Source organism: Mycobacterium sp. 3-98 (assembly GCF_035918355.1).
Classification (GTDB): domain Bacteria; phylum Actinomycetota; class Actinomycetes; order Mycobacteriales; family Mycobacteriaceae; genus Mycobacterium; species Mycobacterium intracellulare.
In genome coordinates this window covers 3,278,344-3,297,834 of the sequence record NZ_CP142360.1, presented here as the reverse complement: position 1 = coordinate 3,297,834, position 19,491 = coordinate 3,278,344, and the positions used below count along the sequence as shown (strand labels likewise).

General features: G+C 67.7%; 22 protein-coding genes. 19 read left to right on the top strand and 3 right to left on the bottom strand.

Features of this window, described 5'->3' with window-relative positions; translation table 11 throughout:
* Positions 1–33: 33 nt before the first annotated feature.
* From QGN30_RS15725 to QGN30_RS15710, 4 genes are read left to right on the top strand one after another with little or no spacing between them, the layout of a single operon-like run.
* A complete protein-coding gene (locus QGN30_RS15725; protein ID WP_225331100.1) occupies positions 34–993 on the top strand; it encodes an SAM-dependent methyltransferase in 960 nt (319 codons plus the stop codon).
* A gap of 27 nt (positions 994–1,020) precedes the next feature.
* Complete coding sequence (locus tag QGN30_RS15720; RefSeq protein WP_014941865.1) at positions 1,021–1,308, top strand: hypothetical protein; 288 nt, start codon at positions 1,021–1,023, stop codon at positions 1,306–1,308.
* A 56-nt stretch (positions 1,309–1,364) separates the two neighbouring features.
* The gene (locus QGN30_RS15715) at positions 1,365–1,754 is read left to right on the top strand and encodes a TA system antitoxin ParD family protein (protein ID WP_038536179.1); all 390 of its coding nucleotides are present in this window, start codon (positions 1,365–1,367) and stop codon (positions 1,752–1,754) included.
* A gap of 24 nt (positions 1,755–1,778) precedes the next feature.
* Positions 1,779–2,357 carry a zeta toxin family protein gene (locus QGN30_RS15710; RefSeq protein WP_038536181.1) on the top strand — a complete coding sequence of 193 codons (579 nt, stop codon included), beginning with the start codon at positions 1,779–1,781 and terminating at the stop codon, positions 2,355–2,357.
* 19 nt (positions 2,358–2,376) lie between these two features.
* Here the strand turns inward: QGN30_RS15710 and QGN30_RS15705 are convergent, their stop codons facing one another.
* Positions 2,377–3,444 (bottom strand): DoxX family protein, encoded by a 1,068-nt coding sequence (locus QGN30_RS15705; RefSeq protein WP_038536184.1) that lies wholly within the window; start codon positions 3,442–3,444, stop codon positions 2,377–2,379.
* A gap of 95 nt (positions 3,445–3,539) precedes the next feature.
* Here QGN30_RS15705 and pncA point away from each other — a divergent pair, with 95 nt between their 5' ends.
* Both pncA and QGN30_RS15695 read left to right on the top strand, forming a co-directional pair.
* Positions 3,540–4,100: a pyrazinamidase PncA gene (gene pncA, locus QGN30_RS15700; RefSeq protein WP_042911761.1), complete on the top strand. Its 561-nt coding sequence runs from the start codon at positions 3,540–3,542 to the stop codon at positions 4,098–4,100.
* Complete coding sequence (locus QGN30_RS15695; RefSeq protein ID WP_009956375.1) at positions 4,100–4,900, top strand: nuclear transport factor 2 family protein; 801 nt, start codon at positions 4,100–4,102, stop codon at positions 4,898–4,900. Before pncA ends, QGN30_RS15695 begins: the two co-directional genes overlap by 1 nt.
* 11 nt (positions 4,901–4,911) lie before the next feature.
* Here the strand turns inward: QGN30_RS15695 and QGN30_RS15690 are convergent, their stop codons facing one another.
* Complete coding sequence (locus QGN30_RS15690) at positions 4,912–5,262, bottom strand: DoxX family protein (RefSeq protein ID WP_020188920.1); 351 nt, start codon at positions 5,260–5,262, stop codon at positions 4,912–4,914.
* A 165-nt stretch (positions 5,263–5,427) separates the two neighbouring features.
* Here QGN30_RS15690 and QGN30_RS15685 point away from each other — a divergent pair, with 165 nt between their 5' ends.
* The 6 genes from QGN30_RS15685 (at position 5,428) to QGN30_RS15660 (ending at position 11,636) form a co-directional block, all read left to right on the top strand.
* A complete protein-coding gene (locus tag QGN30_RS15685; protein ID WP_014382494.1) occupies positions 5,428–6,399 on the top strand; it encodes a sigma-70 family RNA polymerase sigma factor in 972 nt (323 codons plus the stop codon).
* A gap of 12 nt (positions 6,400–6,411) precedes the next feature.
* Positions 6,412–7,737 (top strand): ABC transporter substrate-binding protein, encoded by a 1,326-nt coding sequence (locus QGN30_RS15680; protein WP_014382495.1) that lies wholly within the window; start codon positions 6,412–6,414, stop codon positions 7,735–7,737.
* A complete protein-coding gene (locus tag QGN30_RS15675) occupies positions 7,734–8,702 on the top strand; it encodes a carbohydrate ABC transporter permease (RefSeq protein ID WP_014382496.1) in 969 nt (322 codons plus the stop codon). The genes QGN30_RS15680 and QGN30_RS15675 overlap by 4 nt, the downstream gene beginning before the upstream one ends.
* Before the next feature lie 34 nt (positions 8,703–8,736).
* The gene (locus tag QGN30_RS15670; protein WP_263650005.1) at positions 8,737–9,531 is read left to right on the top strand and encodes a carbohydrate ABC transporter permease; all 795 of its coding nucleotides are present in this window, start codon (positions 8,737–8,739) and stop codon (positions 9,529–9,531) included.
* A 2-nt stretch (positions 9,532–9,533) separates the two neighbouring features.
* On the top strand, positions 9,534–10,604 hold the full coding sequence (locus tag QGN30_RS15665; protein WP_008256437.1) for an ABC transporter ATP-binding protein: 1,071 nt from the start codon (positions 9,534–9,536) through the stop codon (positions 10,602–10,604).
* 66 nt (positions 10,605–10,670) lie between these two features.
* A complete protein-coding gene (locus QGN30_RS15660) occupies positions 10,671–11,636 on the top strand; it encodes a patatin-like phospholipase family protein (protein ID WP_009956368.1) in 966 nt (321 codons plus the stop codon).
* 21 nt (positions 11,637–11,657) lie between these two features.
* On the opposite strand, the gene QGN30_RS15655 is transcribed toward QGN30_RS15660, so the two are convergent.
* On the bottom strand, positions 11,658–11,945 hold the full coding sequence (locus QGN30_RS15655; protein WP_009956367.1) for a DUF3349 domain-containing protein: 288 nt from the start codon (positions 11,943–11,945) through the stop codon (positions 11,658–11,660).
* A 224-nt stretch (positions 11,946–12,169) separates the two neighbouring features.
* Between QGN30_RS15655 and QGN30_RS15650 the strand changes: the two genes are divergently transcribed.
* The 7 genes from QGN30_RS15650 (at position 12,170) to QGN30_RS15620 (ending at position 19,485) form a co-directional block, all read left to right on the top strand.
* Positions 12,170–13,003, top strand: coding sequence for a DUF3097 family protein (locus QGN30_RS15650; RefSeq protein ID WP_038536193.1), 834 nt, complete (start codon positions 12,170–12,172; stop codon positions 13,001–13,003).
* Between the two features lie 85 nt (positions 13,004–13,088).
* The gene (gene efeU, locus QGN30_RS15645) at positions 13,089–14,657 is read left to right on the top strand and encodes an iron uptake transporter permease EfeU (protein ID WP_038536196.1); all 1,569 of its coding nucleotides are present in this window, start codon (positions 13,089–13,091) and stop codon (positions 14,655–14,657) included.
* Between the two features lie 164 nt (positions 14,658–14,821).
* Entirely contained in the window at positions 14,822–15,904 is a 1,083-nt protein-coding gene (gene efeO / locus QGN30_RS15640; protein ID WP_416366861.1) for an iron uptake system protein EfeO, read from the top strand.
* 2 nt (positions 15,905–15,906) lie between these two features.
* On the top strand, positions 15,907–17,223 hold the full coding sequence (gene efeB, locus QGN30_RS15635) for an iron uptake transporter deferrochelatase/peroxidase subunit (protein ID WP_038536198.1): 1,317 nt from the start codon (positions 15,907–15,909) through the stop codon (positions 17,221–17,223).
* Between the two features lie 163 nt (positions 17,224–17,386).
* Positions 17,387–17,911 carry an OsmC family protein gene (locus QGN30_RS15630; protein ID WP_038536200.1) on the top strand — a complete coding sequence of 175 codons (525 nt, stop codon included), beginning with the start codon at positions 17,387–17,389 and terminating at the stop codon, positions 17,909–17,911.
* 24 nt (positions 17,912–17,935) lie between these two features.
* Entirely contained in the window at positions 17,936–18,421 is a 486-nt protein-coding gene (gene cynS / locus QGN30_RS15625) for a cyanase (RefSeq protein WP_014380078.1), read from the top strand.
* On the top strand, positions 18,418–19,485 hold the full coding sequence (locus tag QGN30_RS15620; protein ID WP_038536202.1) for an acyl-CoA dehydrogenase family protein: 1,068 nt from the start codon (positions 18,418–18,420) through the stop codon (positions 19,483–19,485). Before cynS ends, QGN30_RS15620 begins: the two co-directional genes overlap by 4 nt.
* The last annotated feature ends 6 nt before the right edge of the window (positions 19,486–19,491 follow it).

The following is a 19,491-nucleotide window of genomic DNA, read 5'->3' as shown; positions in this document are numbered from 1 at the left end:
TGCTCCCTCAGAAATTTATCTACAACTGTAGACATGATGGGCCGGCGCGGCATAACATTGGCAATGTCTACGTTTGTAGACATTGCCGCCGGACAGGCCGGCGGCCAGGCATCGAAGGCGGGTGACCGTATGGCTGAGCGTCCGCAAACGGGTTCAGGACCAACGGGCATCGGCGCGACTTCCCTCGGTGTGGCGGTGCTGCGGGCCGAGGAAAGCTCACGCACGGACCGATTGTTCAACGACCCGTATGCGCGCGCATTCATCGACCGCGCTGATCCTGACGGATCTATGTGGGACGCCGCGGGTCTGGCCCGTGACTTTTTCCGGCTCATGGCCGGGCAAGTCGCGGTGCGCACCCGATTCTTCGATCAAGCGCTTCTCGATGGCGCGGCGACCGGCATCGGCCAGGTCGTCCTGCTCGCCTGCGGCATGGATAGCAGGGCATTTCGTCTGCCTTGGCGGGCCGGCACCACGGTCTACGAAATCGATCAGCCCGAGGTTCTGGCCTTCAAATCCGATGTGCTGCAAGAGATGCACGCCCAGCCGCGCTGCCGTCGTGTCGTCGTGCCGGCGGATTTGAGGACCGATTGGCCGGCACGCTTGGTGGGAGCGGGGTTCGAGCCCGCGAAGCGGACGGCCTGGCTCGCCGAAGGGATCCTCTACGCTCTTGACGCCGATGCCGCGGACGGCTTGCTCGGTCGGATCAGCTCCTGCTCGATCCTCGGCAGCATCCTGGCGCTGGATCACAACGAGGACTCCGAGCTCCTTCGCGCCGCGCGCGCGGCGATCTCACCCGAGCTCGTCTCGATGTGGCGGGGCGGCCCGTCGGGTGATCTCGGCCCTTGGCTGAATCAACATGGTTGGCGCGGCGACATCCGCGACGTCGGTCAGGTCGCCGCCGATTACGGCCGCAACGCGCCGCCCGCCTTCGAATCCGGCCGCGACGGGGCCAGCCGCGCCTGGCTGGTCACCGCAGCGAAAACCACGCCGTAAAAGCCAACGCTGTCAGGAGGATTCGTCATGGCCGGGGTAATGCTCGTCATACAACAAGTTGCCAGCGTCGAGCAATGGAGCGCCGTCTTCCGCGATCCGGCGCTCGATGCCGTGCGCCGCGATCACGGTTTGGTGGTCACCGGGACCTACGTGGATGCCGCCGATGCCAGGACGGTCATCGTCGTCATGGACATGCACGACCTCGACAAGGCACGCGAATTCGCCACCTCGCGGGAACTGGCCACAGCCCGCGAAAAGGCCGGCGCGATCGGCGCCCCGGAGGGGGTGTGGTACGGGCAGCGACAGATCCGGTGACGCCGTGTAGCATCTTGCTACAAGTTGTAACGGGGTGCTGCATCACGGAGGAAGTCATGGCCGACGCTCCCGATCGTGTGACCCGCGTGGCGTCCGACCTGATGGACAGCGCGGCCTCCGAAGGCGCCCGCCAGAGCCGTTCGGCCAAGCAGCAACTCGACCACTGGGCGCGTGTCGGGCGCGCGGTGTCCAGCCAGCACACCGCCTCGCGTCGGCGGGTCGAGGCCGCGCTGGCCGGCCACCTGGCGACCGGCGAACTCACCGTCGAGGAAGGCGTGGTGTTCAACGCCGAGATCTCCGCCGCCATCGACGAAAGCCTGGTGCACGCCGACTACGGGGCGACGCTGGCCGGGCATGGCGTCACCACGGTCGCCCTCAACGAGGACGGCGACATCGTCGAGCACCGGCCCGATGGCGCCGCCGTGGTGCTGGCGCGCGGGCGCTGACCCGGCGTTCGCCGGCGCGGTCCGATGCAGCGACTTGACCTGGTGGTCGGGCCGAACGGTGCCGGCAAGTCGACCTTCATCCCGTTCACCCTGGCGCCGCTGTTGCCCGGCAGCCCGGTCGTCAACGCCGACGAAATCGCAAGGCAGCGCTGGCCGGGGGAGTCGGCAGGGCGCGCCTACGACGCCGCGCAAATCGCCGCCGCCACGCGCGCGAAGTTGATCGACCTGGGGCGGTCGTTCATCGCGGAGACCGTGTTCTCCCACCCGTCGAAGCTGGACCTCATCCGCACCGCCCACCGAGCGGGCTTCACCGTCGTCCTGCACGCGATGCTCATCCCGGAAGACCTTGCCGTCGAACGTGTCCGGCACCGCGTGCGGGCCGGCGGCCACGACGTACCGGAAACCAAGGTTCGCGAGCGCCATCGTCGCTTGTGGACACCGGTCACCGACGCCATCGCGCTTTCCGACGTCGCCACCGTCTACGACAACAGCCGGCTGCGCGGGCCGCGCATTGTCGCCCGCCTCAGCGGCGGCATGACGATCGGTTCACCGGACTGGCCGGCGTGGGCTCCGGAGATCTTGCGGTCGCGCTGGCCGGACTAGCTGCACCAGCCCGACGCAATCACCAGGACAGCTTGCGCCGACGGGTCTCGACCTGCCCGCCGACGCGCTCGCGTGCGGTGTCGGCCAAGTGGCTGCCGCGCTTGCGCGCGGTCTCGGCGAGTTCCTCGGAGCGCGCCCGCGCCGTGGCGGCCAGCTTCTCACTGCGCTTGCGCGCCTTCTTGGCGAGCTTCTCGCTGCGTTTGCGCGCCTTCTTCGCCAGCGGTGCGGCCCGATCGGCGGCCTCATCGGCGAGCTCTTCGCCGCGCTTACGCGCCTTCTCGGCCAGATAGGCCGCGCGGTCGGCGGCCTCATCGGCCCATTCCTCCCCACGCTTGCGGGCCTTCTTCGCCAGCGGCTTGCTGCGCTCGGCCGCGGTGCTGGCCAACTCGCGGCCGCGCTCCAGCGCGGTCTCGGCATACGGCGCACCGCGCTGCGCCGCCGTGCTGGCCAATTCGCGGCCGCGTTCCAGCGCGGCTTCGGCGTAGGGCGCACCCCGTTCCGCCGCGGTGCTGGCCAGCTCGCGGCCGCGTTCGGCGCCGACGTGCAGGCCGTGCGCGATCCGGTCGCCCAGCTCCGACAAGTCGCCGTCGAAGGCGGAATCGTCGGATCCGGGCCACGCCGACGACACCCGCTCGGAGAGCCGTTCGGCCGCGCGGCGTCCACGCCACCCCAGCGACGGCTTACCCGCGGTGTCGGCGGAGGCGATCAACAGTCCGCCCAACAGGCTCAGGTCGGTCAGAAACTGCTGCCGTTTCTGGGCTTTGACCGCCGGATCGCTTTCGTTCCAGAACGAGTGCGCCCCAATGTTGGCCGGTAACACCGTCACCGCCAGCGCGGCCGAAGCGATGCGCGGAAGCTTCCCGCTGGCGAGCAGCAGGCCACCACCGATCTGGACGGCCGCGGTGATTTGGGCGACCGTCTCGGGGTCGCTCGGAATGTTGGCGCTCACCGAATCCGGCAATGCCTGCAAGCCGTCCACTGCCGGCGCCGCCGCCTGGGCCGCCGATTTGGGGTTGAGTAGTGAATTGACTCCTTGCCCGATGAATGCGACTGACAACAGGGGTCGCGCGATTCTCCTGATCACCATGGCCGGTGTATTACCCGACTGCCTGTCGAGCAAACCGTGACGCCGATTTGCGCAGCTAGGGCGGCGCTCTGGCCCAGCGGGATAGTGTGGAGCCCGTGCGAGCGTTGATCATCGTCGACGTGCAAAACGATTTCTGCGAGGGCGGCGCCGTGCCGGTGGCCGGCGGCGCCGCGGTGGCGCCCGCCATCAACGCCTACCTGTCTAGCGCGCCGGGTTATCGCCACGTGGTGGCCACCCAGGACTTCCACATCGACCCGGGCGGGCATTTCTCCGACCGGCCGGACTATTCCTCGACCTGGCCACCGCACTGCGTCGCCGGAAGCGCGGGCGCGGAATTTCGGCCCGACTTGGACACCGCGCGCATCGATGCCGTCTTTCGCAAAGGCGCGTACTCCGCGGGGTACAGCGGGTTCGAAGGTGCCGACGAGAACGGGACCCCCCTCCTGGAGTGGTTGCGGCAGCGCGGCATTGACGACGTCGACGTGGCCGGCATCGCCACCGACCATTGCGTCCGGCGGACCGCCGAGGACGCGGCGCGGGCGGGCCTGAGGACCCGGGTGCTCGTCGACCTGACCGCGGCCACAACAGCGGATGCGGCCGCCCAGGCGCTGGCGGAATTGGAATCCGTCGGCGTCGAATTGGTGGGGGGATCGTAATGGTGGTGCCGCTGGACCGGGAACGTCTACTCGCGGCGGTGGAGCGCTCACCGCAGGCGGCCGCCGCGCACGATCGGGCCGGATGGGTGGGGCTGTTCACCGGCGACGGCCGCGTCGAGGATCCGGTGGGCTCGCGGCCCCACGTGGGGCATGAACAGATCGGCCGTTTCTACGACACGTTCATCGGCCCGCGTGACATCAAATTCCACCGCGATCTCGACATCGTCGTCGGCACGACGGTCTTGCGCGATCTCGAGCTCGAGGTCGCCATGGGCCCCGCCGTGACCATGTACATCCCCGCATTCCTGCGCTACGACCTCCGAGAAGCCAACGGCGAGTGGCTGATCGGTGAACTACGGGCGTATTGGGAACTGCCCGCCATGATGGCGCAGTTCCTGCGCACCGGACCGGGCGCGGTGAGCCCGGCGCTGCACCTGTCCAAAGGCCTGCTGACCAATCAGGGATGGCGGGGGAGCGCGGGATTCATGGCCGGATTCCGTCGGGCGGGGGCGCGCCACCAACGGCTGGTGCGGACTTTCCTCGCCGCCGCCGCGCGAGGAGACGCATTCGCTGCGGCACGTGCGCTATCATCAACGGCCGCAATAACTTTGGGTGATCGCGATCCGCTCGAGCTGGCCGAATTGGTGGAACAACTGGACGGGGCCGGCGCGACCAAGACCAAGAGCGCCGGCCCGACGGTCGCGGTCTCCATCAACTCCGACCACGGGCGCGCCATCATGTTCGCCGATGTGACGCGGCGCGGCGACGCGATCGAGCGGATCCGGTACTTTCCCTGCTGATCCGACGATGTTCAGCGCGCGAGCATCAGCGCCAGCGACGTGGCGGACAGGCACAAGTAGGCCCCGGGGAACGCGATGTTGTACAGGACCCGCGCCTTCACATGCGTCAACACCGCGCCGACGAAAAACAGGACCAGGCCTGCGGCGGCGGCGATGCCCAGTTCGCGTGCGCCCAGCAGCCCGACCACGATCCCGGCGGCTCCGGCCAGCTTCACGGCGCCCAACGCCGGTAACCACGCACGCGGCACCCCGACTTGGGCGGAGTTCGCCAGCACGAATCGAGCCGGAACGAGATCGGCGATGGCGATCGCGGCGGTGACGGCCGCGGTCGACAGGGTGACCACGACAAGTGCGGTGTTCATGTGGATCAATCCCTTGTCGCGCAGCGAGTTCCGCGGCGAATTGTCTGGTTACTGAGCGCGCCGCGGCGCACAATCGGTAGGGTCATGGTGTTGGTCTCCTTCGCAACAGGAAGTCCAGTGGATGCGGTCATCTCCTTGACGATTCCCGTGCAGAAAAGGTGACCCATGGGCGCAACAACGGATTTGGTGGCTCTCGCGGAGCGTTTCGCCGCGGATCGGCGGCACCTGCGATCGGTCGCGTTCCAGCTGCTGGGTTCGGTGGCCGACGCGGACGACGCGGTGCAGTCGGCGTGGCTGAAGGCCAGCCGCGCGGACTTTCGGGCCGTCGACAACCTCTCCGGTTGGTTCACGACGATCACCGCGCGCGAGGCGCTGGACCAGCTGCGGGCGCGCAAGCGCCGCGCCGAGCAACCCCTCGCCGAACCCGACGAGCTGGACCGGCTGGCCGAGGCGGCGTCGGCGCCTGCCGACGAGGACGCGCTGCTGGCGGAGTCGGTGAGCAGCGCCCTGCTCGTCGTGCTCGACCGCCTCTCACCGGCACAGCGCGTCGCTTTCGTGCTGCACGACGTGTTCGCCATGTCGTTCGAGACGATCGCCGAGTTGTTGCATCGGTCGCCGGACGCGGCGAAGAAACTCGCCAGCCGGGCCCGCGGCCGGCTGCAGGCCGCCCCGGCCGCCCAGCCCCGCAGCACGGCCGGTCACCTCGAGGTGGTGGAGGCGTTCCTGGCGGCCTCCCGCGGTGGCGACATCGCCAGCCTGCTCGAGCTGCTCGCACCCGACGTCGTGCGCACGGTTGACCGCTCCCTGGTCCCCGCGGACGTGCCCACCACGGTGCGCGGCGCCCGGCAGGTCGCCGAGGAGACCCGCCGCTTCGCCCGGCGGGCGCGCGCCGGCGCTGTCATGCTCATCGACGGGGCACCGGGCATCGTGATCGCCACCCATGGGCGCGCTCAGGTCCTGCTGGTGATCGGCATCGGAGCCGACGACCGCATCCACACGATCGACATCACCGGCGATGCCGAGCGCATCCGCCGGGCGGCGCTTACGCTGCCGGCCAGGCCGATCCAGGAACATCACAAGCTCGTCGGGTACCAAGGACGTCAGATACAACCGGCCAGCGGCCGGGAACGGGGCTAGACCGGGAGAGCCATGCTCGACAAGCCGTTCGGACGGCGCAGCCTGCTGCGGGGCGCCGGCGCGCTGTCCGCCGTCGCGCTGGCACCGTGGTCCGCCGGCTGCGCTCCCGACGACGACGCGCTGACCTTCTTCTTCGCGGCCAATCCGGACGAGCGTGAGGCGAGGATGCGCATCATCGACGAGTTCGCGCGCCGCCATCCCGACATCAAGGTGCGTGCGGTGCTGTCCGGGCCGGGCGTCATGCAACAGCTTTCGACGTTCTGTGTCGGCGGCAAATGCCCCGACGTGCTGATGACGTGGGAACTGTCCTACGCCGAACTCGCCGACCGCGGTGTGCTGCTGGATCTGAATCCTCTGTTGGCGCGGGACAAAGCGTTCGCCCAGCAGCTCACGGCGGACAGCATCCCGGCGCTGTATGAGACGTTTGCGTTCAACGGAAGCCAGTTCGCCCTTCCCGAACAATGGTCGGGAAACTACCTGTTCTACAACAAGCGGCTGTTCGCCGACGCTGGGGTGCCCGCCCCGCCCACCACGTGGCAACGGCCTTGGGATTTCAGCGGATTCCTGGACACCGCCCGCGCGCTGACCAAGCGCGACACCTCCGGGCGGGCGGCGCAGTATGGCTTCGTCAACACCTGGGTGTCGACCTACTCGGCGGGACTGTTCGCGATGAACAACGGCGTCCCCTGGTCCAACCCGCGGCTGAATCCGACCCACCTCAATTTCGATGATGCCGCCTTCCAGGAGGCGGTGCAGTTCTACGCCGACCTGGCCAACGAACACCGGGTCGCGCCCAATGCATCGGAGACGCAGTCGATGTCCACCCCCAACCTGTTCGCGGTGGGGCGGGCGGCGATCGCGCTGGGCGGGCACTGGCGCTACCAGACCTACCTTCGCGCCGAGGACCTCGATTTCGATGTCGCGCCGTTGCCGGTCGGCCCGGCGCTCGCCAACGGGCGTGCGGCGTGTTCGGACATCGGCGCCACCGGGCTGGGCATCTCGTCGACCAGTCCACGCAAGGAGCAGGCCTGGGAGTTCGTGAAATTCGCGACGGGTCCGGTCGGCCAGGCGCTGATCGGTGAATCCTGCCTGTTCGTTCCCGTGCTGCGGTCGGCCCTGAATTCGGAAGGATTCGCCAACGCCCATCGGCGGATCGGCAATCTCAGCGTGCTCACCGAGGGCCCGGCGTATTCGCAGGGTCTGCCGATCACCCCGGCCTGGGAGAAGGTGAACGCGTTGATCGACCGCAACTTTGGCCCCGTCCTGCGCGGACGCCAACCGGCGACGTCCTTGGCCGGCCTGTCCCGCTCCGTCGACGAAGTGCTGCGCAGCCCATGACCGCGATTCATTCGGGTGGCGCGGCCGCCCCTGCGCCGAAGGCGGGCGCAACGGCCCCGGAAAACCCGAGCCCATGGCGCCGCCACGCGTGGGCGGGCCGGCTGTTCGTCGCTCCCAACTTGGTGGCCGTCGCCGTGTTCATGCTCTTTCCGCTGGGCTTCTCGCTGTACATGAGCTTTCAGCGGTGGGATGTGTTCACACCGCCGAAATTCGTGGGGCTGAAGAACTTCGGGGAGCTGTTCACCGCGGATCCGCTGTTCCTGATCGCGATCCGCAACACAGTGATCTTCACCCTGGGGACGGTGGTGCCCACGGTCGTCATCAGTTTGGTTGTCGCCGGTGTGCTGAACCAGAAGGCCAGGGGCATCGGCATTTTCCGCACCATTGTCTTCCTCCCATTGGCCATCTCGTCGGTGGTCATGGCGGTCGTGTGGCAGTTCGTTTTCAACACCGACAACGGCTTGCTGAACATCATGCTCGGCTGGGTGGGGCTCGGCCCCGTCCCATGGTTGGTCGAGCCCCACTGGGCCATGGTCTCGCTGTGCATCGTCAGCGTGTGGCGCAGCGTACCGTTCGCCGCCGTCGTGTTGTTGGCCGCGATGCAGGGCGTCCCGGGGACGGTGTACGAGGCGGCCAAAATCGACGGAGCAAGCGAGATAAGGCAATTCGTCTCGATCACGGTGCCGTTGATCCGGGGATCGATCTCTTTTGTGGTCATCATCTCGGTCATCCACGCCTTTCAGGCGTTCGACATGGTCTACGTCCTCACCGGCGCCAACGGCGGACCGGAATCGGCGACCTACGTCTTGGGCATCATGCTGTTCCAGCACGCGTTTTCGTTCCTCGAGTTCGGATACGCGTCCGCGCTGGCGTGGGTGATGTTCGCCGTCCTGCTGGTGCTGACCGTGGTGCAGTTGAAAGTGAGCCATCGACGTTCTTTGGAGACTTCGCGTGGGCTTAAGTGAGGGGGTCATCAGGCGCACCGCGTTGCGCGGCGGCATGGTCTATGCCGCGCTGCTCGGCATCGCCTGGTGCGCGCTGTTCCCGATCGCGTGGGCGGTGTCGGGCTCGCTGAAAACCGAGGGCGAGGTCAGCGAGCCCACCCTGCTGCCGGCGCACCCGCGGTGGTCCAACTACACCGAAGTGTTCGCGCTGCTGCCGTTCGGGCGGATGTTCTTCAACACCGTGCTGTACGCGGGTTGCGTCACCGCGGGGCACGTGTTCTTTTGCTCGCTGGCCGGATATGCGTTCGCGCGACTGGATTTCCGCGGCCGCGACGCGCTGTTTGTGGTGTATTTGGGGACGTTGATGGTGCCGTTGACGGTGACGGTGATCCCGCAGTTCCTCGTCATGCGGACCGTGGGATGGGTCGACACTCCGTGGGCAATGATCGTGCCGGGCTTCTTCGGTAGCGCGTTCGGCACGTACCTGATGCGGCAATTCTTCCGGACCCTACCGACCGATCTGGAGGAGGCGGCGATACTCGACGGTTGTTCGCCATGGCAGGTCTATTGGCGCATCCTGTTGCCCCACGCCCGGCCGGCGGTCATGGTGCTCGCGGTCCTCACCTGGGTCAACGTCTGGAACGATTTTCTCTGGCCGTTGTTGATGATTCAGCGCAACAGCCTGGCCACGCTGACGCTGGGGCTGGTCCGGATGAAGGGTGAATACGTTGCCCGGTGGCCGGTCCTGATGGCAACCTCGATACTCATCATGCTGCCGTTGGTCGTCATCTACGCGTTCGCGCAACGCTCGTTTGTCCGCGGCATCGCGGTCACCGGGATGGGTGGCTGATCGTGGCCTCGGTGAGCTTCGAGCAGGCGACGCGGCGCTATCCCGGAGCGGATCGCCCGGCGCTGGACAACCTGGATCTCGTTGTCGGCGACGGCGAGTTCGTCGTTCTGGTGGGGCCATCCGGATGCGGCAAGACCACCTCGCTGCGGATGGTGGCCGGGCTGGAAACCGTGGACTCCGGACGCATTCGGATCGGTGACCGGGACGTCACCCGTGTCGATCCCAAGAACCGCGACGTCGCGATGGTCTTTCAGAACTATGCGCTCTACCCGCACATGACGGTGGCCGAAAACATGGGCTTTGCCATGAAGATCGCCAAAACCCCGAAAGCGCAGATCCGTGAACGGGTATTGGACGCGGCAAAATTGCTTGACCTGCAACCGTATCTCGATCGCAAACCGAAGGACCTGTCCGGCGGCCAGCGTCAGCGAGTGGCGATGGGGCGCGCGATCGTGCGCCGGCCGCAGGTGTTCCTGATGGACGAACCGCTGTCCAATCTCGATGCGAAACTGCGGGTGCAGACCCGCAACCAGATCGCCGCATTGCAACGGCGGCTGGGTACGACCACCGTCTACGTAACCCACGATCAGGTCGAGGCGATGACCATGGGTGACCGCGTCGCCGTGCTGCGCGACGGCGTGCTGCAGCAGTTCGCCCCACCCCGGGAGCTCTACCGAAACCCGGCCAACGTCTTTGTGGCGGGTTTCATCGGGTCGCCGGCAATGAATTTGTTCACCCTGCCGCTTGTGGATTCCGCCGTGTCGCTAGGTGATTGGCCCGTCGCGGTGCCGCGGGAGATCGCCGGTGCCGCGGGGGAGGTCGTCGTCGGGGTCCGTCCCGAACACTTCGAGGTGGGCGGCCTCGGTGTCGAAATGGAGGTCGACGTGGTGGAAGAACTGGGTGCGGACGCCTACCTGTACGGGCGAATCACCGGCTCCGGCAAGGTAATCGATGCGCCGATCGTGGCGCGCGCCGACGGACGCAATCCACCGGCAAGGGGCAGCAGGGTGCGCCTGCACCCGGAGCCGGGACACGTGCATTTCTTCGGCGTGGATGGTCGCCGACTGTGTTGATCGTGCTCGCGGTTTTCGGCGTGCCGCGCCGGGACAGCTCCGCCCGGTCCGGCTAGGCTGGTGGCAGTGAGTGACGTGCGTGCCGACCTGGTGTGCGAAGGCGGCGGTGTCCGGGGGATCGGACTGGTGGGAGCGGTGGACGCGCTCGACCAGGCCGGGTACCGGTTTCCCCGGGTCGCGGGAAGCAGCGCGGGCGCGATCGTCGCCTCGCTGGTGGCCGCCCTGCAGGTCGCCGGTGAGCCGATCAGCCGGTTGGCCGACATCATGCGCTCCATCGATTACCGGAAGTTTCTCGACCGCAACCTGATCGGGCGGGTTCCACTGATCGGCGGCGCCCTGTCCCTGCTGACGTCGGACGGTGTGTATCGGGGGGCCTATCTCGAGCAGCTGCTCGCCGGGCTGCTCGGTGATCTGGGCGTGCGGACGTTTGGCGACCTGCGCACCGGCGAACAGCCCGAACAGTTCGCGTGGTCCCTGGTGGTGACGGCCAGCGACCTGTCACGGCGCCGGCTGGTGCGAATCCCCTGGGACCTCAGCACGTATGGCATCGACCCCGATGACTTTTCGGTCGCGCGCGCGGTGCACGCGTCGTCGGCCATCCCGTACGTGTTCGAACCGGTTCGGGTCGCCGGCGCCACATGGGTGGACGGCGGATTGCTGTCGGACTTTCCGGTGCAGTTGTTTGACCGGCCGGATGGCCAACCACGGTGGCCCACATTCGGAATCCGGCTGTCGGCACGTCCCGGCATCCCGCCCACGCATCCCGTCCACGGCCCGGTGTCGTTGGGGCTCGCCGCGATAGAGACGCTGGTGAGTAACCAGGACAACGCCTACATCGACGATCCCTGCACCGTCCGGCGCACCGTCTTCGTGGCCGCCGACGAAGTCAGCCCGATCGACTTCGACATCACCGTGCAGCAGCGTGAGGCCCTCTACCAACGAGGATTGCAAGCGGGCCAACAGTTTCTGCAGACCTGGAACTACGCCGACTATCTCGCAGCGTGCGGCGGCCCGGTGCCTAAATCAACATGAGGGCGCTGAATTCGGACGCGGCTACCCGCGCGAGCATCGCATCACATGAACGCGACGCTGGACACGCTCGACGTCCTCGGGTGTCGGCAGCTGGTTGGTGATCCGGGTGATCTCCACCCCGATGTCGATCGGGTTGGTCGGCCAGACGCGACGCGCGATGAGATCGCTTGCGATGGCGCTGATGTCGTGGCCGCAGAGTCGTCGGCGCGTCAAAGCCACCAACGGCACGTGACCGGGGGCCGGCATGCCGGTGGGGTAGCCGGCCCGCACAAACGCGACAATGCTTGTCACCCAATGCGACAAGTCCATACGTCCACCTCGCTAACCGCCGCAAGTTGCGCATGAGCGGCAGTGCTTGCCTTAGCTAGCAACGTACCATCGCCGACGCGATCAGCCAGGTAACGCCACACAGTTAAACGCAGGTTTTTGCGGCGTGCCCGCGCTGGTGCGCCGAGAGTGATCTTGCCGACTATCGCCACACCCCCTGGCGCGCCGTAACACTGTTTGGCCGCAAGGCTTTCTAGGATTGCCGCGTGGTGGATCGTTATGGGCCCGATGTGCTGGCCGCGGGGCGACGCAAGCCGCGCTCGACCGAACACCCGGCCGACCTGGGCCTGGTCGTCGAGGACGTCGAAACCGGCTATGTGGGCGCGGTGGTACGCGTCGAATACGGTCGGGTGGATCTGGAAGACCGGCGAGGTCATGTGCGCGGCTTTCCTTTGGGCCCTGGGTATTTGCTCGAAGGCCGGCCCGTCATCCTCACCGCGCCGCGACGGGCGGCGCCCGCCGCCGCGACCAGGACGGCGTCGGGTTCGGTCGCGGTGCCCGGTGCCCGGGCACGGGTCGCCCGCGCCAGCCGAATCTATGTCGAGGGCCGTCACGACGCCGAACTCATCGCGCAGGTGTGGGGCGAGGACTTGAAGATCGAAGGTGTCGTCGTCGAGCAACTCGGCGGCGTCGACGATTTGGTGGACATCGTCGCCGAGTTCGCTCCCGGGCCAGGGCGGCGTCTCGGAGTGCTCGTCGACCACCTTGTCACCGGCTCCAAGGAAGCCCGCATCGCCGACGCGGTGCGGCGGGGCCCGGGTGGCGCCGACACCCTCGTCGTCGGTCACCCGTACGTCGACATCTGGCAGGCCGTCAAGCCGCAGCGGCTGGGGCTGGCCGCCTGGCCGGACGTGCCGCGGCAGGTGGACTGGAAACACGGCGCGTGCCAGGCGCTGCGCCTGCCGCACGCCGATCAGGCCGACATCGCCCGGGCGTGGCGGCATATCCGTTCGCAGGTACGCGACTGGAACGATCTCGAGCCGGCGCTGATCAGCCGGGTCGAGGAACTCATCGACTTCGTGACGCATCCGGCCCGCTGACCTCGGCGCCCGAACGGCCAGGCCGCTAGGGGCCTTTCGGGTCGGCTACGCTAAGCCGCAGATCGGCGGGACAGAAACAGGGCGCATGCAGGGCGTATTCGGCGTATTTGTAAGCACGTTCCTCATCGGCCTCCGCGAAGGCCTCGAGGCTTCGCTCATCGTGAGCATCGTCGCCGCCTTCCTCAAGCGCAACGGCCAGACGATCCGGCCGATGTTCGCCGGCGTGGCGGTGGCCGTGGTGCTCAGCGTCGCGGTGGGTGTCGGCCTCGACCTGTTCGCCGCGAGCCTGCCGCAGGTCCAGCAAGAGATGATGGAAACCATCATCAACGCCATCGCCGTGGTGTTCGTGACGTCGATGATCATCTGGATGAACGGCAACGCCGCACAGCTCAAGGGCGAACTCGAGCGCGACGCCGGGCGGGCGGTCCATCGTGGCGGCGCGCTGGCGCTGGCCGCGATGGCGTTTCTCGCCGTCCTCAAGGAGGGCTTCGAGACGTCGGTGTTCCTGCTGGCCGCCGCCGAGACGTCGCACGGCAACCGGTGGTTCGCCCTGCTCGGCGGCGCCGCGGGCATCGCGACGGCGATCGGGCTCGGCGTGGGCCTGTACTTCGGTGGCGTGCGACTCAACCTCGGCCGATTCTTCCGGGTGACCGGGGTGTTCTTGGTGCTGATCGCAGCCGGGCTGGTGGTGGGCGGCCTGCGCACCGCACACGAGGCGGGCTGGGTAAGCATCGGCCAGCAGCAGGTGCTCGACCTGTCCGGGTGGATACCGAGCAATTCCGTCCTGGGCGCGGTGACCGCCGGCGTATTCGGCATTCCCGCCGACCCGCGCCTGATCGAGGTGCTGGGCTGGCTGCTGTATACCGTGCCGGTGCTCATCGTGTTCCTGTGGCCCGCCGGCGTCGCCGCCGCCCCGCGAGCCCGGAGCCGGCTACTGGCGACCGCCTCGACGCTGCTGCTCGTCGCGGCGGCGGGGCTGGCGATCATGGCGCCCGCCGGTGGCTCGTCGCCGAACGCGCGGCCGCGCACCGTCACCGACCGTTCGGGCCACACCGCCGCGGTGTCGATGGGGACCGGGCCGCACGGACGCGAGCTGACCGTGGCCCCCGCGGGCGCCGCGACCGTCCACAGCGTCGTGCTCGTCCCGGCGGACCACCAAACCGTGGACGGCGTGCCCGTACAGGTATGGCAGGCTTCCGAGGCCGCCGGTGCCGACGGTGCGCCGGACGTCACGCTGGATCAGTTGCTGAGCATGACGGGGGGTCGGCTGCCCGTCGGTCTCGGGGTCGGCCGCACTCCAGGGCCGTTTCAGGGTCAATGGTCGACGACCACGGTGTACACCGTGCTCGCCCGGGGTGATGTCGTGGTAAGTGCGCAAGCGACGAGCAACCGCACGGCGATCTTGACCGGCGGCGGGCTGACCGGCGCCAAGACCGTCAGCCTGGGCGGGCTGGCGACCGACTGGTCCACGTCCTGCGCCGAAGACCACTCGACCGCGGCCGAGATCGCCACCAGCGGACGCAATCGCGCGGACCGGCAGCTCTGGAATGCCTGGCTTCCGTTGGCGCTCGGCGGTTTCGCCCTGCTCTGCGGTCTCGGCGCTATAGCCTCGATGCGGCGCCGGCACACCGGCCACACGAGAGGGAACGATTGATGGTGAAGCGTACCGCGAGGCACCACACCTCTGAGATGCGTTTGGCGGCAACGGCTTTGGTTGCCGGCATACTGTCGGCTACGACCGGCTGCAGCCACCCGGGCACTAACTCGGGCCCCGCGGCGCAACCGAGGCCGGGCGGCACCCGCGCCGTCAAGGTCACCATGACCAACGACGCCGGCAAGGACGGCTGCGCGCTGGACACCGCCACCGTGCCCGCCGGCCCGGTGACCTTCACGGTGGCCAACGCGAACGCCCCCGGGATCAACGAAGTCGAGTTGCTCAGGGACCAGCGGATTATCGGCGAGAAGGAGAACCTTGCGCCGGGCCTGGACCCGGTGTCGTTCACCGTCACGCTGGACGGCGGCGCCTACCAGCTCTATTGCCCGGGGGCGAGCACCGAATACCAGACCCTGACGGTGACGGGTACCGCGCCGGCGACGCCGACGGGCACCGTGGCCAGCATCCTCAGCGAGGGCACCAAGGACTACGCGGCCTACGTCGTCAATCAGATCGCCCAACTCAACGACGGCGTGAAGGTCCTCGACGCCGCGGTGCAGTCGGGCAACCTCGACGCCGCGAAGACGTCCTACGCCAAAGCCCGGTTGTTCTGGGAGCGTTCGGAGTCCACCGTCGAGGGCTTCGTGCTGCCAGGCTATGCGGTCGGTGACAATGCCGGCAGCCTCGACTATCTGATCGACATGCGCGAGTCCACCCCGGTCGACGCCAAGGTCGGGTGGAGGGGTTTCCACGCCATCGAGCGTGACCTGTGGCAGGGCGGGGCGATCACCCCCGCAACGAAGGCGTTCAGCACCGAATTGGTCGGCAACGTCGGCAAATTGAACGGCATCATCACCACCCTGACGTATAAACCCGAGGACTTGGCCAACGGCGCCAGCGACCTGATCGAAGAGATCCAGAACACCAAGATCACCGGCGAGGAAGAGGCGTTCAGTCACATTGACCTGCTGGACTTTTCGGGCAACGTCGAAGGCGCCCAGCAGGCGTACGCGTCGCTGCGCCCGGGCCTGGACAGGATCGACGCCAATCTCGTCAAGCAGATCGATCAGCAGTTTCGCAACGTGCTCGCCACGCTCGACGGGTACCGCGACCCCACCGCCCTGGGCGGCTACCGGACCTACACCCCCGCGCTGAAGGCCAGCGATGCGCCCAAGCTGACCGCGGTCATCCAGCCGCTCCATCAGAGCCTGTCCACCGTCGCCCAAAAAGTCGTCGCGGGCGGCTGATCGTGACCGACGACAGCACCGGTTTGGCCGACGACGGCCCGGACGGCATTGGGGCACAGCCGGACTCGGCAGCGGTGTCGCGCCGGCGCGCGCTCGGCGGCGCCATGCTGGCCGGGCTCGGCGGCGCGGCCCTCGGTGCCGTCGGGGGAGGCCTCGCCGGGCATGCGATGGCGGCCGGACAGCGCGGCGATGACGACGACACCGTCGACCTGCGTCGCAGTTACCCGTTCTACGGGCAGACGCACCAGGGCGGAATCGACACGCCGCCACAGCGTTACGCCATGTTCATGTCGTTCTCCCTGGCCGCCGGCGCCGGCCGCGCCGAGCTGCAAACCCTGTTGGCGCGATGGTCGGCCGCGGCCGCGATCCTGCAGCAGGGGAAGCCGGTCGGTACCGTGCAGCCGCAGGTCGATGTGCAGCCGCCCGCCGACACGGGGGAGGCTTACGGGCTGAGCCCGGCCAGCCTGACCGTCACCATCGGCCTGGGCCCGGCACTGTTCGGTGACCGATTCGGACTGGCCGCGCGACGCCCCACCGGATTCACCGACCTGCCACCGCTCGACGGGGACAACCTCGATCCGCGCCTGCACGGCGGCGACCTGTCCGTGCAGGCGTGCGCCGACGACCCCCAGGTCTGCTACCACGCCGTGCGCAACTTGGCCCGGCTCGGGCGCAACATCGTCTCCCCGTTCTGGGCGGTGCTGGGATTCGGCCGCGCCTCAGCAGGTCCGGGCCAGCACACACCGCGAAACCTGTTGGGATTCAAAGACGGAACCCGCAATGTCGCCACCGACGCCGAATACCACAAATTCGTCTGGGTCGATAACAGCGACCAGCCCTGGATGAACGGCGGGACCTACCAGGTCGTCCGCAAGATCCGAATGCTGCTCGAAACATGGGACGTCGACCGGATCGGCAACCAGCAGAGGATCTTCGGCCGAACCAAGGACGAAGGCGCACCGCTGAGCGGCAAGGCCGAATTCGATACACCCGACTTCACCGCCAAGGGCGCCGACGGCAACCCGCTCATCGATCCGATGTCCCACGTCGGCCTGGCCGCCCGCGAAAACAACGACGGCATCATGATCCGCCGGCGGTCCTACAACTACACGGACGGTCTGGACGCCAACGGCCAACTCAACGCCGGTCTGCTGTTCATCTCCTACCAAAACGATCCGCAAGATTTTATCCGCCTGCAGAACCGCCTGGGCGCCCACGACCTACTCAACGAATACATCCGCCACATCGGATCAGCTATCTTCGCGGTTCCTCCCGCGCCCGCTGAAGGCCACTACATCGGGCAAAGCCTGTTCCGCTGAGCAAACTTCGCCGCGCCGTGACGGCCGCTGAGCGCCGCCGCGTTTCACCCATGTGACGTTTCGTGGCGCGCGGGTAAATCAGTCCCACCCGCCGTCACGCATCGGTGCCCGCCGAACACTAACTCCGTGAAACCGCACAATCAGCGAGAAACGGAGAACACCCATGACCGACGCGCTCGTCATCGACGCCGAAGGCCTCGACCGGCTGTCGTGTAACGCCAAGGCCAACCCCGAGAGCGGCAAGAAAACGCTCAAGGCCAAGACGGTGTGTGAGACCGGATTTCGCAACATGACCTACGTCCGCGACCTGGCGCCGATGCTGGTGGGGGAGCCGCCCGCGCTGCTCGGTGACGACTCGGCACCCAACCCGTCCGAAACCGCTCTGGCCGCGCTGGGCTCGTGCGTGTCCGTGGGACTGTTGGCCAACGCCACACATCGTGGCGTGACCCTCACCAAAATCGAGGTCGAGATGGAAGGCGACATCGACATCTCCGCGGTGTGGGGTGTGGGGGACACCCCCGAACGAAAGCGCCTCGGGTTCAGCGCGGTCCGTTGCACGGTGAGCCTCGCCGGCGACGCCGACGAAGCCACGCTCAAGGAGATCCACGACAACGCCATCGCGTGGTCGCCGGTCGTGAACACGTTTCGCAACCGGGTGAGCCTCGAATCGACGCTGCGCACCGGATAAGCATCGCAACCTCAAACCAGAACCATGGCAAAGACATTGACCAAATCCGACCTTGCCGAGACGATCAGGCTCGCCCGCGTCAAGCACGGACTGAGCTGGGCGAAAATCGCCGAAACCATCGGCAAGGACCCGGCATGGACCGTTGCCGCGCTGCTCGGGCAGCATCCGCTCTCGGCCGGCGACGCCCGGGCGGTGGCGTCGCTCCTCGGCCTCGACGAGGAGGCGGTGGCCGTTCTGCAAATGATGCCGCACCGGGGATCCGATGCGACCATAGCGAAAGATCCGACGATCTACCGGTTCCACGAGGCGCTGGCGGTCTACGGTCCGGCGATCAAAGAACTCATCCATGAAGAATTCGGGGACGGCATCATGAGCGCGATCAACTTTCAGCTCAGCGTGCAGCGCCGTCCGCACCCCCAGGGCGACAGAGTCGTCGTCACATTCGACGGCAAGTTCCTCGATTACGCGTGGCAACACTCCGCCGAGCAGGCGCAGGAGGTGGCGAAATGACGGCGACCCTGGATCCCGCGGCCGGCCGGCTGGATGTCGGCCTGTTGGAAGACATTCGGGCGCACGCCGCGGCATTGGACGGCGGCGAGCACCGGTCCCGCCGCAGCTTCACCGCGCTGGGGGAGGCCGGTCTGCTCGGCATCGGCGCCCCGGCCAACGCCGACGGCCGGCTCCCGGCGATGGCCGAGGTGATCCGGTTGATCTCGGGGACGTGCATGAGCACAGGCTTTTCGCTGTGGGCCCATCGCATGGCGGTCGAGTATTTGCTCACGGCCGCAACACCGTTCGGCGCGGCCGCCGCCGACCGGCTGCTTTCGGGAACCGTGCTGGGAGTCACCGGCATGGCCGCGGCGTTCAAAGAGGCCGCGGGCTGTGGCAGCGTGGAGTTGACCGCCGCACCGGTGGCCGGCGGCTACCGGGTGTCCGGCCCGATCAGGTGGGCCAGCAATCTCTACCCCGACTCGACCATGGTGACGGCGGTGCGCACCGATGCCGGCGAGAGATTGATCGTCGCGTTGACGTTGGACACACCCGGGGTGATCCTGGGTGAGCACTTCGATCTGTTGGCTATGGGGAGCACGGCCTCGTCGTATCTGAACCTGGACGCCGCTCACGTGCCCGACGGCCAGGTGCTGTCGCGCGATTTCGAAGGCTTTTTGCCCGCGGTCCGCCCGACTTTCCTTGTGCTGCAGTCGGCGATGTGTCTGGGACTGGCCAGGGCGGCAATCGAGCAGGCCAGGCTGGGGCTCGGCGGTGTCAACGCGGTGTTCGGCACCGACGTCGACCGCGTCTGCGAAAGGCTCACCGACGCCGAGGCGACGTTGGCCCACTTGGCCGCCGCGGTGGGCGGCCCCCGGTCGCCGGCCAAGAAAGAGCTGCTGTCGCTGAGGCTCACCGCGGCCGAATTATCCAGCGCCAGCACTGATTTGGAGATGCGAACCGCTGGTGGGAAGGGATATGCGAGCCGGACCTCGGTGAGTCGCCGCTACCGGGAGGCCGCGTTCATCCCCGTCCAGTCGCCGTCCGAGGGCCAGCTGCGCTGGGAGTTGGCCCGATGCGCCTGAGCATGG